The sequence below is a fragment of the Streptomyces sp. NPDC051822 genome, from assembly GCF_044452745.1.
Classification (GTDB): domain Bacteria; phylum Actinomycetota; class Actinomycetes; order Streptomycetales; family Streptomycetaceae; genus Streptomyces.
Genome location: NZ_JBITBZ010000010.1, coordinates 184,540 through 199,511, shown reverse-complemented (window position 1 = coordinate 199,511; position 14,972 = coordinate 184,540). Strand labels below are relative to the sequence as shown.

At 73.1% G+C, this 14,972-nt stretch carries 15 protein-coding genes and 3 pseudogenes; 13 read left to right on the top strand and 5 right to left on the bottom strand.

Annotated features, from left to right (window positions below; genetic code table 11):
* Positions 1-112: 112 nt before the first annotated feature.
* From ACIA8N_RS27670 to ACIA8N_RS27655, 4 genes are all read left to right on the top strand, one after another.
* The gene (locus ACIA8N_RS27670) at positions 113-730 is read left to right on the top strand and encodes a TetR/AcrR family transcriptional regulator (protein ID WP_365783877.1); all 618 of its coding nucleotides are present in this window, start codon (positions 113-115) and stop codon (positions 728-730) included.
* Positions 714-2,363, top strand: a complete 1,650-nt coding sequence (locus ACIA8N_RS27665; RefSeq protein WP_365783879.1) for an acyl-CoA dehydrogenase family protein — start codon at positions 714-716, stop codon at positions 2,361-2,363. The genes ACIA8N_RS27670 and ACIA8N_RS27665 overlap by 17 nt, the downstream gene beginning before the upstream one ends.
* Positions 2,364-2,484: 121 nt before the next feature.
* Positions 2,485-3,780, top strand: coding sequence for an amidohydrolase (locus ACIA8N_RS27660; protein ID WP_365783881.1), 1,296 nt, complete (start codon positions 2,485-2,487; stop codon positions 3,778-3,780).
* Positions 3,781-3,854: 74 nt separating this feature from the next.
* The gene (locus ACIA8N_RS27655; RefSeq protein WP_365783883.1) at positions 3,855-4,175 is read left to right on the top strand and encodes a cupin; all 321 of its coding nucleotides are present in this window, start codon (positions 3,855-3,857) and stop codon (positions 4,173-4,175) included.
* Between the two features lie 10 nt (positions 4,176-4,185).
* Here the strand turns inward: ACIA8N_RS27655 and ACIA8N_RS27650 are convergent, their stop codons facing one another.
* The gene (locus ACIA8N_RS27650; protein WP_365783885.1) at positions 4,186-4,689 is read right to left on the bottom strand and encodes a tetratricopeptide repeat protein; all 504 of its coding nucleotides are present in this window, start codon (positions 4,687-4,689) and stop codon (positions 4,186-4,188) included.
* A gap of 168 nt (positions 4,690-4,857) precedes the next feature.
* Between ACIA8N_RS27650 and ACIA8N_RS27645 the strand changes: the two genes are divergently transcribed.
* On the top strand, positions 4,858-6,525 hold the full coding sequence (locus ACIA8N_RS27645) for a PHB depolymerase family esterase (RefSeq protein WP_365783887.1): 1,668 nt from the start codon (positions 4,858-4,860) through the stop codon (positions 6,523-6,525).
* Between the two features lie 44 nt (positions 6,526-6,569).
* Here ACIA8N_RS27645 and ACIA8N_RS27640 read toward each other — a convergent pair.
* Positions 6,570-7,047 (bottom strand): annotated as a pseudogene (locus ACIA8N_RS27640) (cache domain-containing protein); the annotation flags it as partial.
* Here ACIA8N_RS27640 and ACIA8N_RS27635 point away from each other — a divergent pair.
* Positions 7,046-7,195: pseudogene (locus tag ACIA8N_RS27635) on the top strand (spermidine/putrescine ABC transporter substrate-binding protein); the annotation flags it as partial. The pseudogenes ACIA8N_RS27640 and ACIA8N_RS27635 overlap by 2 nt on opposite strands.
* 66 nt (positions 7,196-7,261) lie before the next feature.
* Positions 7,262-7,839: pseudogene (locus ACIA8N_RS27630) on the top strand (ABC transporter permease); the annotation flags it as partial.
* 15 nt (positions 7,840-7,854) lie between these two features.
* Here the strand turns inward: ACIA8N_RS27630 and ACIA8N_RS27625 are convergent.
* From ACIA8N_RS27625 to ACIA8N_RS27615, 3 genes are all read right to left on the bottom strand, one after another.
* Entirely contained in the window at positions 7,855-8,199 is a 345-nt protein-coding gene (locus ACIA8N_RS27625; RefSeq protein ID WP_365783889.1) for a CU044_2847 family protein, read from the bottom strand.
* A gap of 121 nt (positions 8,200-8,320) precedes the next feature.
* Complete coding sequence (locus ACIA8N_RS27620; protein WP_365783891.1) at positions 8,321-9,676, bottom strand: Ig-like domain-containing protein; 1,356 nt, start codon at positions 9,674-9,676, stop codon at positions 8,321-8,323.
* Between the two features lie 135 nt (positions 9,677-9,811).
* A complete protein-coding gene (locus tag ACIA8N_RS27615) occupies positions 9,812-10,297 on the bottom strand; it encodes an SRPBCC family protein (RefSeq protein WP_365783893.1) in 486 nt (161 codons plus the stop codon).
* 119 nt (positions 10,298-10,416) lie between these two features.
* On the opposite strand from ACIA8N_RS27615, the gene ACIA8N_RS27610 reads away from it, so the two are divergent.
* The 6 genes from ACIA8N_RS27610 to ACIA8N_RS27585 all read left to right on the top strand — a co-directional run bounded on the left by ACIA8N_RS27610 (position 10,417) and on the right by ACIA8N_RS27585 (position 14,938).
* Positions 10,417-11,061, top strand: coding sequence for a PadR family transcriptional regulator (locus ACIA8N_RS27610; RefSeq protein WP_365783895.1), 645 nt, complete (start codon positions 10,417-10,419; stop codon positions 11,059-11,061).
* Positions 11,062-11,164: 103 nt separating this feature from the next.
* Complete coding sequence (locus ACIA8N_RS27605; RefSeq protein ID WP_365783897.1) at positions 11,165-11,614, top strand: peroxiredoxin; 450 nt, start codon at positions 11,165-11,167, stop codon at positions 11,612-11,614.
* 219 nt (positions 11,615-11,833) lie between these two features.
* Positions 11,834-12,232 carry an SHOCT domain-containing protein gene (locus ACIA8N_RS27600; protein ID WP_365783900.1) on the top strand — a complete coding sequence of 133 codons (399 nt, stop codon included), beginning with the start codon at positions 11,834-11,836 and terminating at the stop codon, positions 12,230-12,232.
* 37 nt (positions 12,233-12,269) lie between these two features.
* Positions 12,270-13,202 (top strand): hypothetical protein, encoded by a 933-nt coding sequence (locus tag ACIA8N_RS27595; RefSeq protein ID WP_365783902.1) that lies wholly within the window; start codon positions 12,270-12,272, stop codon positions 13,200-13,202.
* 36 nt (positions 13,203-13,238) lie between these two features.
* The gene (locus ACIA8N_RS27590; protein ID WP_365783905.1) at positions 13,239-13,682 is read left to right on the top strand and encodes an Rrf2 family transcriptional regulator; all 444 of its coding nucleotides are present in this window, start codon (positions 13,239-13,241) and stop codon (positions 13,680-13,682) included.
* A 68-nt stretch (positions 13,683-13,750) separates the two neighbouring features.
* Positions 13,751-14,938, top strand: coding sequence for a globin domain-containing protein (locus ACIA8N_RS27585; RefSeq protein WP_365783907.1), 1,188 nt, complete (start codon positions 13,751-13,753; stop codon positions 14,936-14,938).
* The last annotated feature ends 34 nt before the right edge of the window (positions 14,939-14,972 follow it).

The window sequence follows — 14,972 nt, the reverse complement described above, 5'->3', positions numbered from 1 at the left end:
CGGTCGCCCGTCCCGAACGGCGGACGCCCCCACCCGAGAGGTGGGGGCGTCCGCCGTTCGGGCTCCGTCACCCCTCTTGATGAAGGAGTGAATCGCTGCTTCACTCCTTTGCATGCCCTACCGACGCACCCCGGCCGTCCAGGCCCGGCTCGATGCCCAGCGCGCCTCCGTCGTCGACGCGGCACGGGAGCTGCTCGCCGAACAGGGCTACGCCGGCTGCACGGTGGCGGCCGTCGCGGCCCGCGCCGGCATCGCGACCGGCAGCGTGTACCGCCACTTCCCCAGCAAGGCCGAGCTCTCCGTGGAGCTCTTCAGGGCCGTGGTGGGCCGGGAGGTCGCGGCCGTCTCCGAGGCGGCCGGCCACCCCGGGCACCGTTCGGCCGCCGAGCGGGTCGTCGCCGTCGTCGAGACCTTCGCGCAGCGGGCCCTGAAGTCGCCGCGTCTCGCCTACGCGCTGCTCGCGGAACCGGTCGACCCGGCCGTGGACGCCGAGCGGCTCGTCTTCAGGCGCGCCTTCCGGGACGTGTTCGCCGCACGCGTCGAGGAGGGCGTGCGCTCCGGCGAGCTACCGCCGCAGGACCCGGTCCTGACGGCCTCGGCGCTCGTCGGCGCGGGCGCCGAGGCGCTCGTCGGCCCGCTGGCGGAGGGGTCCGTCGGGCCCGGCACCGTACCCGCACTCGTCACCTTCACCCTGCGAGCACTGGGAGTTCCCGATGCCGACCACACATGAGGTCACCAACCAGGTACCGCCCCTGACCGGTTACGACGTCTCCGCCGACCCCGCCCTGCTGGAGTCGCTGCGCCGGGAGGGCGCCGGCTGGGCCGAGACCGAGGTCCGCGCGCTGGGAGTACGGGCCGGCGGCGCGGAGGCCCAGGAGTGGGGGCGGCTCGCCGAGCGCCACTCCCCCGTCCTGCACACCCACGACCGGTACGGGCACCGGATCGACGAGGTCGAGTTCCACCCGCACTGGCACGCGCTGATGGACGTGGCCGTCCGGCACGGGCTCCACGGCGCGCCCTGGCGCGACGAGCGGCCCGGCGCGCACGTGGCCCGCGCGGCGAAGGTGTTCGTCTGGGGGCAGGCCGACGCGGGGCACCTGTGCCCGGTCTCCATGACGTACGCGGCGGTCCCGGCGCTGCGCGCCCAGCCGGAGCTGGCGGAGGAGTACGAACCACTCCTTGCCTCCTCCTCGTACGACTTCGGTCTGCGGGTGCCGACGGAGAAGCGCGGGATCATCGCCGGGATGTCCATGACCGAGAAGCAGGGCGGTTCCGACGTCCGGGCGAACACCACCAGGGCCGTCCCGGCGGGCGAGCCCGGCCTGTACGCGCTGACCGGTCACAAGTGGTTCACCTCGGCGCCGATGTCGGACGTGTTCCTGACCCTCGCCCAGGCGCCGGGGGGCCTGTCCTGCTTCCTGGTGCCCCGGGTCCTCCCGGACGGCAGCCGCAACGCGATCCGCCTCCAGCGGCTCAAGGACAAGCTGGGCAACAGGTCCAACGCCTCCTCCGAGATCGAGTACGACGGTGCCCTCGGCCGGCTGGTCGGCGAGGAGGGACGCGGGGTCGCCACCATCATCCGGATGGTCAACATGACTCGGCTCGACTGTGCCATCAGCTCGGCGTCCGGCATGCGGCTCGGGCTCGTCCAGGCGGTGCACCACGCCACGCACCGCGAGGCGTTCGGGGCGCGGCTCGTCGACCAGCCGCTGATGCGGAACGTGCTCGCCGACCTGGCCGTGGAGGCGGAGGCGGCCACCGTCGCGGCGCTGCGGCTCGCCGGTGCGGTGGACCGCGCGACGCGCGGCGACGCGGAGGAGGAGCAGCTTCGGCGGCTCGGTCTCGCGGTCACCAAGTACTGGGTGTGCAAGCGGGCGCCCGCGCACGCGGCCGAGGCCCTGGAGTGCCTGGGCGGCAACGGATACGTCGAGGACTCGGGCATGCCGAGGCTCTTCCGGGAGTCCCCGCTGCCCTCGATCTGGGAGGGCTCGGGGAACGTCGCCGCCCTGGACGTGCTGCGGGCCATGGCACGTCAGCCGCAGGCGGTGGAGGCGTACTTCGCGGAGGTCGACCGCGGCGCGGGCGCCGACCGGCGTCTGGACGCGGCGGTCGCGGACCTCCGCAAGGACCTCGCGGGGCTCGGGGACCCGGACGCGGTGGCGTACGGGGCGCGGCGGCTCGTCGAGCGGCTGGCGCTGGTGCTACAGGGATCACTGCTCGTACGGCACGGGCACCCCGCCGTCGCGGACGCGTTCTGCGCCTCGCGCCTCGACGGCGACCGGGGCCTCGCCTTCGGCACGCTGCCGGCGGGCGTGGACACGGCGGCGATCATCGAGCGGAGCGGGCCTGGGGTCGTCGGCTAGGTAATGCCGCTCGGCCGGCTTGAGGGGCGCCTCGCCGAGTGACGGATTCCGGCTCCGGATGCGAGCCTGGGGGAGCACGTGTTCCGTGAGCACGGCTCCGGCCGGGACAAAGGGGAATCCGTTGGGCGGCGAGGCGATCCACGACGAACTGGACCGGCGGGCGGCCGGGGTGGCGGATCAGGTGGTGGCCTGGCGCCGGCATCTGCACCGGCACCCGGAGCTGTCCAACCGCGAGGTGAACACGGCGCGCCTGGTGGCGGACCGGCTGCGGGCCCTTGGTCTCGACGAGGTCCGTACGGGCATCGCCGGGCACGGCGTCGTGGGGGTCCTGCGCGGGGCGGTGGCGGGCGAGCGGGTCGTGGCGCTGCGGGCTGACATGGACGCGCTGCCGGTGAAGGACCTGTGCGGGACGGAGTTCGCGGCCGAGACGGTCGACTCGGACTATCCGGGCGGCCCGTTCCCCGTCTCGCACGCCTGCGGCCACGACTGTCACACGGCGGCGCTGCTCGGGGCGGCGACGGTGCTCGCGGGCGTCCGCGACCGGCTGCCGGGCACGGTGCTCTTCGTCTTCCAGCCGGCAGAGGAGGGCCCTCCGGTGACCGAGGAGGGCGGGGCCCGGGCGATGGTCGAGGCCGGCGCCTTCGCCGACCCCGTGCCCACGATGGCCTTCGGGCTGCACGTGACACCCCATCCCAAGGGCTACGTGGGCTACCGGGTCGGCAACCAGTACGGCGCCTCCACCCTCGTCCGCATCGTCGTCACCGGCAAGCAGACCCACGGCTCCACGCCGTGGGAGGGCGTCGACCCGATGCCCGCGGTGGGCGCGGTCCTCACGGGCATCGGCCAGCTGTACCGGCAGGTCTCGGCCTTCGATCCGATCACGGTCTCGATCGGGCACGTCGAGGACGTCGGCCGCTTCAACATCGTGGGGCAGACGGTGACGCTGTGGGGCACCGTCCGCTGTGCCGTGGAGTCCGACATGGCGCGCGTCAAGGACCACCTGACGAAGCTCGCGGAGCACTCGGCGGCGGCGTACGGGGCGACCGCCGCGGTGGAGTACCTGCAGTCCGTCCCTCCCGTGCACAACAGCGGGCCCTGGGTCGAGGCGGGGCTCCCCACCTTCCGCCGGGTGGTGGGCGAGGAGCGCGTGGTGGAGACGGGCGGGACGCTCGGGTACGACGACGTCTCCGAGTTCGTGAGCAGGTTCGGCGGCCTGTACGTGATGCTCGGCGTCCAGGACGCGACCCTGGACGCGTCCGGGCGGCCGGTGCCCGTGCCGGGCGGCCGCGGTCTGGTGACGAACCACAATCCGCACTTCTACGCGGACGATGACACCCTCGTCACGGGTGTCCGGCTGCACGCGCACGTGGCGTACGACCATCTGGCGGGGGCCCTCGTGCCCCAGGCCGCCCGCTGACCTGTCTTCGAGTTGCGAGCCGGACGCCACACGGGAGGCTGGTGGTATCCGCCCGCGCACCCGCAGGGAGAGACATGCAGCTGGATCTCACCGCCCTCGCCGACGAGCACCTGGCAGCGGCCCGTACGGCGCCGCACGGCCGCAGCGCCCATCTCGTGGTGCACGACGGGGTGCTCCGGCAGACCGTCATCGCCCTGACGTCGGGCACGTCCCTCGACGAGCACAACGCCCCGCCGGCCGCGAGCCTCCAGGTGCTGCGGGGCCGGGTGAACCTGACGGCGGCCGGGTGGGCGGAGGAGCTCGCGCCCGGCACGCTGCGGATGCTCCCCAAGGAGCGGCACGGGCTGAGTGCCCTGGAGGACGCGGTGGTGCTCCTGACGGCGGTGAACGACTGAGGGCCCCGCGTCACTCGGTGGCGTCGAGGTCCTCCGCGTAGTGCTCGATGGCCGGGCGGTACGCGCGTACGGACTCGTCCTCGCTGGTGGCGGCGAGCAGCCGGAGCAGCAGACGTACCGACTCGTGGTGGCGGCCCGTGTTGTACAGGGCCATCGCGAGGAAGGCCCGCAGGGAGCCGTCCTCCGGGAACTCCTCGACGGCGCCGGTCAGGAGGCTGACGGCCTCGTCGTGGCGTCCGAGAACCCGATAGGTGCTGCCGAGCCCGAGGAGCGCCCCGCACCGGTCGTCGGACGTGAGACCGGTGCCCGCGAGGGCACGTTCGTAGTACGGAACGGCCTCCTTCTCCAGGCCGAGGACGTCGTGCGCCCAGGCCGTCTGGTAGGCGACCTCCGCGTCGTCCGGGTGCCGGGCGGCGAGGGCGACGAGCCGCTCGAGGGCCTCCTCCTTACGGCCCTGTTCGCGCAGCGCGACGGCCTCGGCCAGCAGGCCGTTCTTCTCCTCGTGGTGCTCCATGGGGCCATCCTCGCAGTTCGCCGCCGTGACCCGGCGGCGGCTGCCAGGTGACGGGCCGCCATACCGGGCGGGCCTGTTTGTGGCGTCCTCGCCCATGGAGGACGGTCCCGTACCACCCGTAGCGTCCCGGCCGACCCTCCGTCAGGAACGAGCCGCCCGGGAGCCCCCATGCGTTCACCCAGTGCATCCCGTCCATCCCTTCTGCCCCGACCCGCCAGTCCAGTCCGTCGTGCCCGTCCCGCCCGTCTCAGCGGGCCGCGCCGGTTCGCCGCGCTGCTGCTGTGCGCCGCCGCGGCCCTGTTCCCGACCGCGGTCCCGGCCGGGGCCGCCGCTCCCCCGCCCGTGCCGGGCACGCTCCAGGCGTACGACATCGACTCCGTGTTCAGTGCGGGCGTGTCGTCCGGCGGCTACATGGCCACCCAGCTGCACGTGGCGTACTCGGGCACGTTCGAGGGCTCCGCCGTGTTCGCCTCCGGGCCGTACGACTGCGCCCGCGGGCAGCTCGCCACGGCGCTCAACGCCTGTATGGACACGACACAGAGCCTCCAGCTCGCCGCCTTGGAGCAGACGACCCGCGACCGGTCGGCGCAGGGGCAGGTCGACCCGGTGGCCAACCTGGCCGGTGACCCGGTGTACGTCTTCGGCGGCTCGGGCGACTCGACGGTGAAACGGCCCGTGGTGGACGCGCTCGCCGACTACTACGGCCGCTTCGGCGCCCGGGTCCAGTACAACCGGTCGACCGCGGCGGGGCACGCCTGGATCACTCCGCTCGGCCCCAACTCCTGCACCGTGACGCAGAGTCCCTATCTGAACGACTGCGGGATCGACGCGGAGGAAGCGCTCCTCGGCCACCTCTTCGGGTCGGTCACGGCGCCCGGGTCCGGCACGGGCGGCTCGCTGATCCGCTTCGACCAGAACCTGTACGCGCCGGGTGGTTCGGCGGCGGCGCTCTCGATGGGCGGGGAGGGCTTCGCGTACGTGCCGGCGTCCTGCGCCGCGGGGGCGCGCTGCCGGCTGCTCGTGGCACTGCACGGCTGCAAACAGGGGTACGCGTACCAGGGGTTCGGGACGCGGTTCGTCGAGAACGCGTACCTCAACGAGTACGCCGACACGAACGACATGATCGTGCTGTATCCGCAGGCGGCCCCGACCACGACCCTGGAGAACCCGAACGGCTGCTGGAACTGGTGGGGCTACCTCGGTGACACGGCGTACGCGCGGCACGGCGGCAAGCAGATCGAGGCGGTCATGGGCATGGTGCGGGCCCTGGGCGGCGGCACCGGGACGCCGCCGCCCACGTCCGGTCGTACGGTCCTGTCCAGTACGGACGCCCAGGACGGGTACGTGAAGGCGGCGGCGGACGGCTCCGGGGCGGCCGTCGGCACCCTGGAGGACCTGTCCGGGCTCGCGCTCGGCCGGGGCACGGACGGCAAGGTGAACCGGTCCCTCGTCTCCTTCGACACCTCCGGGATCCCGGCCGGCAAGGAGATCACCCGGGCCTGGCTCACCGTCACCCGGTCGAGCGGCTCCGGCGATCCCTGGGCGTCCCCCGCGGGCAACCGGCTCCTGGCGGACCTGCGCACGGGCTGTTTCGGGGGATGCGCGGTGGAGCCCGGTGACTGGTCGGCGGCGGCCTCGGTGGCGGGCGCGGCACGGATCGACGCGTTCTCGTCCGGGAGCGCGGTGTCGACCGGTCTTTCGGCGGAGGCGCTCGCGGCGCTGAACCGGGGCGGGGTGACGCAGTTCAGGCTCGGTTTCGCGTCGGCGCCCGCCGCGACGGCGTACCTGTTCGTGAACCGGGACACGCCGGTGACGCTCACGGTCGAGTACCGGTAGGAGGGATGGGTCGGGGCGGGGCCCGTGACGGGCCCGCCCCGCTCTCAGCTCCCGGCGGTGACCAGGACGAGCGGGGTGCCCGCGCAGGGCAGCAGGCGCAGCCCGTCGGCGTGCCGCCCCGCCGGCGGTCCCGCGAGGACGGCGCCGAAATCGGTCCCCTTCGTGAGGGATCCGACGAGGTGGGCCGGGTCGGTGGAGGCGGCGACCCGGCCGCGCGCGTTGACGAGCCGGGACGGTGCGGGCAGTCGCTGGAGCGCGGGGAGCACGGCCGCCCCCGAAGTGGCGGAGGTAGACGTCGGCGGCGGCCACCCCCACGAAGCGGCCGTCGAGGGTGACCGGCTCGGAGGGCGTGAGGCCGTACTCGTCGGAGCAGAGGTAGTCGACGTATGGCCCGGCGACGGCGCGGCTGCCGGTCTCGCGGGGCAGGGTGTACCAGTCCCAGTGGGTGTAGTCGGAGTACGCGGAGTGCTCGGGGTCCAGGTCGAGCAGGAGCGGCCTGACGGCTCCGCCGGGTCCGCACTGCGCCGTCTTCCACGCCACCGACGAGACGTACTGGAAGCAGGTCCACTTCTCGACGACGCCGATCGAACAGTGCCTCGACGGCCGCGAGGACGCGCGCTGCGTGCCGTACGCCAAGTGGGTCCAGGCCTGGACCGAGATCAAGGGCTGACCCGTCCATGACCACGCTCGCCCCCGGACGCGCGCCCCAGCCGCCCGAACCACCCGGCCCGTCAGGGTCGCCTTCGCGGTGCAGCGGTACGCCTTCTTCGGACGTGAGGCGGTCTCCTTCGCGGTGGTGCTGCCGATCGCACTGCCCGGGATCGTCACCGGCATCGCGCTGAACTCCGCCTTCGGCACGGTCCTCGAACCGCTCGGCGTGGGCCTCGGCATGTTCACCGTGGTCGTGGGCCACGCGACCTTCTGCATCGTGGTGGTCTTCAACAACGTGGTGGCCCGGCTCCGGAGGCTGCCCGGCTCCGGAGGCTGCCCGGCTCCTGCGAGGAGGCGGCGATGGACCTGGGTGCGCACACCTTCCGCACCATCTGCAACATCACCTTCCCGCTGCTGCGGTCGGCGCTCCTCGCGGGCGGACTGCTCGCGTCCGCGCTGTCCTTCGACGAGATCGTGGTGACGACGTTCACAGCGGGCCCCGGTGTGCAGACCCTGCCCGTGTGGATCTTCAACAACATGACCCGGCCTCAGCAGGCCCCGGTCGTCAACGTGGTGGCCGCGGCGCTCGTCCTGCTCTCGGTGGTGCCGATCTACGCCGCTCAGCGCCTGTCCTCGGACACGACGGGCGGCGGGCGGGTGTGACGGTGTCCGTCCCGCTCAGCGGGACCGGTTCTCCCATTCGAGCGTGACGCGCAGGCTCGCGTTCGCGCTCCCCTGGACGACCAGCGCGGTGAGCTTGCCGGCGTCCAGGCCGAGCTGGCAGCCGAACTCGACGGTCGCGCGGTCCGGGGCCGCGCGGTGGAGGGCGTCCCCGATCTGCCCGGCGAAGGAGGCGAGCGCCTCGGTCACCGCGGAGAGGTCGGGCAGGCGCCCGCCGAGCCCTTCAAGCCCATCGAGTCCTTCGAGCCCGTCGAGTCCTTCGAGATCCGGGTCGGGGCCGAGGCGTCGTGCCTCCACGAAGAGGGTCGCGTCCCCGACGTCGACCCGGGTGATGTCCGTCATCGAAGCTCCCGAAGGTCGGTGTGGGGGCGGACAGGTCGTCAGTATCACCGAGCGGCACGGCGCCGGGCCGCGCGCCGCGCCCGGGGTGGCGCGGGCCGCGTGCGGAAGTGTGGGAGCACGCTCAGAGTACGGGCCTCAGGGCGGCCGCGGCGGGGCTCGGGAGGTGTCCGCCGGTGGTGCGCGCGGAGAGAGCGCTTCCGCGCAGCCACTCGGGCCAGCTGAGGTTCCAGTCGCCGAAGCCGTTGCCGAAGGTGGGCATGCGCTCGCCGTACCCCTTGATCACCCGGACGAGGTCCCCCTCGCGGACGGTGCGGAACAGCCAGGCGGCGTCCTCCGTGCTCATGCCGGTGCAGCCGTGGCTGACGTCCGCGCTGCCCTGCGCGTCGAGCGACCAGGGGGCGGCGTGCAGGTACTCGCCGCTCCACGTCACCCGGGTGGCCCAGCGCACCTTCAGGTCGTAGTAGTCGCGGCTGCCGCGGGCGATGCCGATGGAGTCGCCGCGCATGCGGACGAGCGCCTCCTTGCCCAGGACGACCTTGGTGCCGCCCCGCGTGCGGAAGCCGGCCTTGCCGGTGGTGACCGGCAGGGTGCGCAGGACGCGCCCGTCACGGAACACCGTCATCTGGTGGGCGGAGACGTCGGTCACCGCCTCGATCCGGGACCCGGTGGTGAAGGTGAGCGGCCGGGAGCGGCCACCGTGGAGGGCGTCGGTGATCCGTGCCCCTTCGAAGGCGCTGCGGACCCGGACTGTGGTGCGGGCCGGCCAGTAGTCGCGCGGCCGGTAGTGGAGGGTGTCGGAGTCGACCCAGTGCCAGGCACCCTCGACCTGCGGTTCCGTACGCACGACGAGGCCGCGCTCGACGGCCCGGCGGGCCTCGGGGGCGCCTGCCGGCACGGCGTGGCTGAGCTCCGCGGTGACCGGTTGGCCGACGCCGTAGGTGCCGCCACCCTTCTGCCCGAAAGCGACGGTGAGCCGTTCGCCGGCCGGGGCCGCTTCGGTGCGGAAGTCGATGCGGGCGAGGAGGTGCCGCGACCCCTCGGTCCCGGTCCGTTCGACGACGAGGCGGGCGGTGTAGCGGGCTCCCGCCGGGAGCGGCGCCGCGCTGGTCCACCGGGTGCCGTCGGCGCTGGGCGCGCCGGCGAGGCGGCGGCCGCGCTGGTCGGTGACGGTGACGTCGGCCAGTACTCCGGGGGTCCGCAGCGCGAGTTCGACCGGGCCCGAGGCGTCGGAGCCGAGCGTGACCGGGTGCCCGGTGAGGACGGTTCCGCCGGTGAGCACGAGGGTGCGGCGGGGTGCGGAGCACAGGCCGCCGACGGCTCCGCAGCCGTCCACGGAGACGACGGCGCCGGCATCCGGGGCCGCGGTGGCGGCACGTCGGTCGAAGCCGGCGGCCGACTGGGCCGCCGTACTGACGAGAACGGCTCCGACGGCCAGGGACAGCACCCTCCGGCCTTGTGCGGATCTGCGTGACGACACGTCGGGCAGCCTCCCCTTCCGGACGACGACGCCGGCGGGGGATGCCGACCGCAGCATCAAAACGGATGAAAGGAGGAAAAAATGATCAAGGCGGTGGGCGTTGCGGCGGAGTGGCGGGCGAGACACTCGAATGGGTCAGCGGGGCGGTTCGGGAAGCTCCTCGCCCGTCTCCAGCAAGGACTTCAGGCTGGAGATGAGCGCGGGCCAGCCTTCGCCGATCAGCCCCTTCATCATGCCGTCGGCTTCGAGCTCGCCGTGCGTGACGGTGAGTTTGACCGTGTCGCCGGAGGGTTCGATCGCGAACGTCACGCGAGACCGGGGCTCCCGGACGAGTCGCCGGTAGACGTCCTCGTCGAGATGGACGGCGTCCGCCCAGGCCGGAGTGAAGGTGTGCCAGGTGTACGAGAGGAGGCGGCCGGGATCGGCGGCGAGGACCACCTGCTCGGGATCGGCGGTTCTGCGCCCGCCCTCGTCCCAGACCATGGGCGCGCCCGGGGTCCACTCCGTCTCGAAGGCCACGCCCCAGTACCGGCGGGTGAAGACCGGGTCGGTGAGTGCCTTCCAGAGCTCGTCGGGGGTGGTCCGGATGTAGGTGGTGTAGACGAACGTGTCACTGTCCATCGCGCTGCCCCTCGGGTCTGCCGTCCCCTCTCTCCCAGCTTAGGGCCTCCGTCCGACCGGGGGGTCGCTGGTTGATTAGGTGCGGAAGAAACTAATCAACGTGCTGCTAGCGTGTCCGGATGTCGCTCAAGCACGCCGTCCTCGCAGCTCTCCTGGAGGGCGAGGCATCCGGATACGACCTTGCCAAGATCTTCGACGTGTCCGTCGCCAACTTCTGGGCCGCCACCCCGCAGCAGCTCTACCGCGAGCTGGACCGGCTCGCGGAGGCCGGCCTCATCACCGCGCGCGTGGTGGAGCAGGAACGGCGCCCCAACAAGCGGATGTTCAGCCTCACGGAGCCGGGGCTCCGGGACCTCACCGCCTACACGTCGTCGCCGCCACGCCCCAGCGCCGTCCGTGACGAGCTGATGGTCCAGGTGCAGGCCTGCGACGAGGGGGACACGGCGGCCGTACGCGGCTTCGTGGCCCAGCGGATGGAGACGGCCCGGGCGAAGCTGGCCCGCTACGACCGGCTGCGGGAGTGGATGCTCGCCGGCCGGGACGAGGCGAGCTATCTCGACGAGGCCGAACGGGTCGGCCCGTATCTCACGCTGATGCGCGGCCGGTTCTTCGAGGAGGAGAACCTCCGATGGGGCGAGCGGACCCTCGCCGTGCTCGACCGCCGCGCCCTGGCGCGAAGCCAGGCCACGGAGGAGTCGGGGGCGGGGACGAGGACGAAGCAGGGTGCCGCGGCCGGCCCGGCTGGGGGACCCGCCGGGGAGTGACGGGGCGACGAGTGACGACGTGCCCTACCGTGCGGTAACGTCGCCGGTCCGCCGCGCCGGACGCGCCGGTCGCGGATCAGGGACGGATCGGGGACGGATCTCTATGAACGTCGGTGACCTCGTCGAGGACTTCAGCCTTCCGGACGAGACGGGCACCCCTCGGTCCCTGACCGGCCTGCTCACGGAGGGACCGGTCGTCCTCTTCTTCTACCCGGCGGCACTCACGCCTGGCTGCACCGCGGAGGCCTGCCACTTCCGGGACCTCGCGGCCGAGTTCCGCGCCGTCGGCGCGCTGCCCGTCGGAATCAGCACGGACGGGGTGGAGCGGCAGCAGGAGTTCGCCGAGCGGCACTCGCTCGGCTACCCGCTGCTCTCCGACCCGGACGGCGCCGTGCGCGACCGGTTCGGGGTGAAGCGCGGTTTCTCCCTCGCGCCGACGAAGCGGGTGACGTTCGTGATCGGCCAGGACCGGCGGATACGCGAGGTCGTCCGCAGCGAACTGCGCATGAGCGCCCACGCCGACCGCGCCCTCGCCGCCCTGCGCACCGCCTGAGTCGCCTCGCGACGGCGCGTCCGGAGCGTCGGCTCCGTGCGCGATCCCGCCCTCCATCGCGCCGTCCAGCCCTCCTCGCGCCGTCCCGCCCCGCATCGCCGCACGGCGACGGACGGCCCGCACGTGGAGCGTTCACGACATGCGGGGACGGGCCGGTCGGGTGAGACTCGCTGCAACGCCCGGCCTCTCCCGGCCTGCGCGGGAACGGAGTGTGCAGGAATGGACGACTACCCCCTCCTCAACCTCTTCTGGACGATGCTGTGGTTCTTCCTCTGGATCATGTGGCTGTTCCTGCTGTTCAAGGTGGTCACCGACATCTTCCGGGACCACTCCCTCAACGGGTGGGCCAAGGCAGGCTGGCTGATCTTCTGCATCGTGCTGCCGTACCTCGGCGTGCTGGTCTACGTCATCGCCCGGGGCAAGAGCATGGGCGAGCGTGATGTGAAGCAGGCCAGGGAGAGCGAGGCCGCTTTCCAGGAGTACATCCGCAAGACCGCCGGATCCCAGGCCGGCGCCGGCGGCGGCGCCGACGAACTGGCCCGGCTGGCGGACCTGAAGGAGAAGGGCGCCCTCACGCCCGAGGAGTTCGAGAAGGCGAAGGCCAAGGTCCTGGCCTGAGACACCGGAGGCGGACGAGAAGGAAGCACACGCGGTCGTGCGGAAGAAGGCGCGAGAGGCACCGGCCGCCGGACTCGCGGGCTCCCTGTGGCGGGAGGTCCTCGCGGAGCCCGGCAGACTTCCGGAGTCGCTCGCGTCCTTCGCTCTGCGCCATCTGGGCCCGGGCGCAGGAACCACCGTCGCCCGTCTGCGGGCGGCTCACCCCGAGGCCGACGCGGCCGCCCTCAGAACCCTGGTCGTGACCCGTGGACGCAGGGCCGTGGTGTCCGAGGGGGCCTTCGTCGGCGGCCCGTTCCTCTTCCTCGTCCCGTTCGCCTTCTGCGGCGCACTCCTCTCCCAGGCAGGCACCGTGCTCGAACTCGCCGCCGCCGAAGGGCGGGACACCACGGACCCGGAGCGGGCCGCCGAACTGCTCGTCCTCCAAGGCGTGTACGGGGACACCACGGCGGCCCGCGCAGCGCTGGAGGCGCCCGGAAGCGGGCCGCGAGGCCCGAACAGACCGGGCCGCCCGGCCGTGCTCCGGGACCTGACCTCGCGGATGGCACGCCTCCTGGGACTGATCACGGCCGATGACGGCGCCGGCCGACTGGTCCGCGCCGGCCGGTGGGCGCTCCTCGTCGTGGTGCTCCTGGTCGGCCTCGTGGCACCGCTGGTCTGGCTGCCCTACATGGCCGTCTCGTACCGGCGTGCCACGACGCAGCTGCTCGACCGGGCCATCGTCTTCTACGTCGGATCCCCCGACCCGCGCTCCCCGCGCGGTGTCCGGATCGACCCCGCCACGGCGATGGCGGGGCTGCGCGCACTCGGCTCCCTCCTGCTGCCCGTGGCGGCCGTGCTCCTGGTGATCGTCACGGACACCCGGATCGCGGGCGGGCGGTGGCCGCTCGTGGGGATCCTCCTGGTGGCCGGCTGCCTGGTCACGGGCGGTGGGTGGCTTTGGCGGCACTGGAGACGGCACCGGGCCCCCTAATGCGCATGCCGGATGCCGCTTTGATACGGTCACGGCGTGAGGCTGACGAAGTTCACCGACCTGGCGCTCCGTGCCGTGATGCGCCTGGCGGTCACCGCTCCCGAGGAGTCCGTCACCACCCGCGAGGTGGCGGAGTCGATGGACGTGCCCCACGCCCATATGGCGAAGGTGGTCACCCGGCTCCAGCACCTCGGCGTGATCGAGGCGCGGCGCGGCCGCGGCGGCGGGCTGGCCCTGACGGAACGGGGTCGGCGCTCCTCCGTGGGCTGGCTGGCCCGCACCCTGGAGGGCGAGGAGGAGGTCGTCGCCTGCGAGGGCGATCCGCCGTGCCCGCTGCGCACCGCCTGCCGGTTGCGAGGGGCGCTGCGCGAGGCGCAGGAGGCGTTCTACCGCGCACTCGACCCCCTGACCGTGGCCGATCTGGTGGACTCCCCGACCGGTCCCCTGCTACTCACGCTCAGTCCGCGCCCCACCCCTTGAGCCGTACGCGCCCCAGCGGCGCATACACCCCTTAAACAGGTAGATGATCTACCAGATTGTGAGTCGTCATGCTGTCCGAGCAGGCCGTCCCGGTCGTCCGCGCCACTCTGCCCGCCGTCGGTGGCGCGCTCGACGAGATCACCGAGCGGTTCTACGGGCGTCTCTTCGCCGCCCATCCCGAGCTGCTGCGCGACCTGTTCAACCGGGGCAACCAGGCCAACGGCGAGCAGCGGCAGGCGCTCGCGGGTTCCATAGCCGCCTTCGCCTCCGCCCTGCTCGAGAGGCCGGACGCCCGTCCGGACGTGATGCTGTCCCGGATCGCGCACAAGCACGCCTCACTCGGCGTGACGGCCGCGCAGTACAAGACCGTGCACGAACACCTCTTCGCCGCGATCGTCGAGGTCCTCGGCGACGCGGTGACCGCGGAGGTCGCACAGGCCTGGGACGAGGTGTACTGGCTCATGGCCAACGCGCTGATCGCCGTCGAGGCCCGCCTCTACCAGGAGGCCGGCGTCGCCGAGGGGCAGGTCTGGCGGTCGATGGAGATCGCCGAGCGTCACGAGGAGACGACCGACACGGTCTCCTTCCTGCTGCGTCACGCCGACGGGACCCGCACGGGCCCGTTCCGGCCGGGCCAGTACGTGAGCGTCCAGGTCACCCTGCCCGACGGCGCCCGGCAGATCCGCCAGTACAGCCTGTCCGCCGCTCCCGCCCGCCCCGGGTGGCGCATCACCGTGAAGCGGGTGGACGGCGACCCGGCCGGCGAGGTCTCCTCCTGGCTGCACGCCCACGCGGGCCCGGGAGACACGATGAAGGTCTCCGCCCCCTTCGGCGACCTGGTCCTCCCCGAGGGCGAGAGCCCCCTGCTGCTCGCCTCCGCCGGGATCGGCAGCACCCCGATGCTCGCGATGCTCGACCACCTCGTGGCGACCGGCTCCACCCGGCCGGTCGTGGTCGTGCACGCCGACCGCTCTCCCGCGTCCCACGCGCACGCCGCCGAGCTGCGACGTCTTGTGGACACGCTGCCGCAGGGATCCCTGCACCTCTGGTACGAGGAGCCGGGCGACGCGTCCGCCCGCCCCGGCCGTGCGGACGTCACCGCGCTCGACCTGCCGGACGGCGTGACCGCCTACCTGTGCGGGCCCCTGCCCTTCCTGCGCTCGGTCCGCGGTGACCTCATCGGCCGGGGCGTCGCCGCCGCCGGCATCCACTACGAGGTGTTCGGTCCCGACCTGTGGCTGGGCGCCGAGAGCTGACCCGGCACGCACGTCCGCGGGCCTCCCCCGCCCC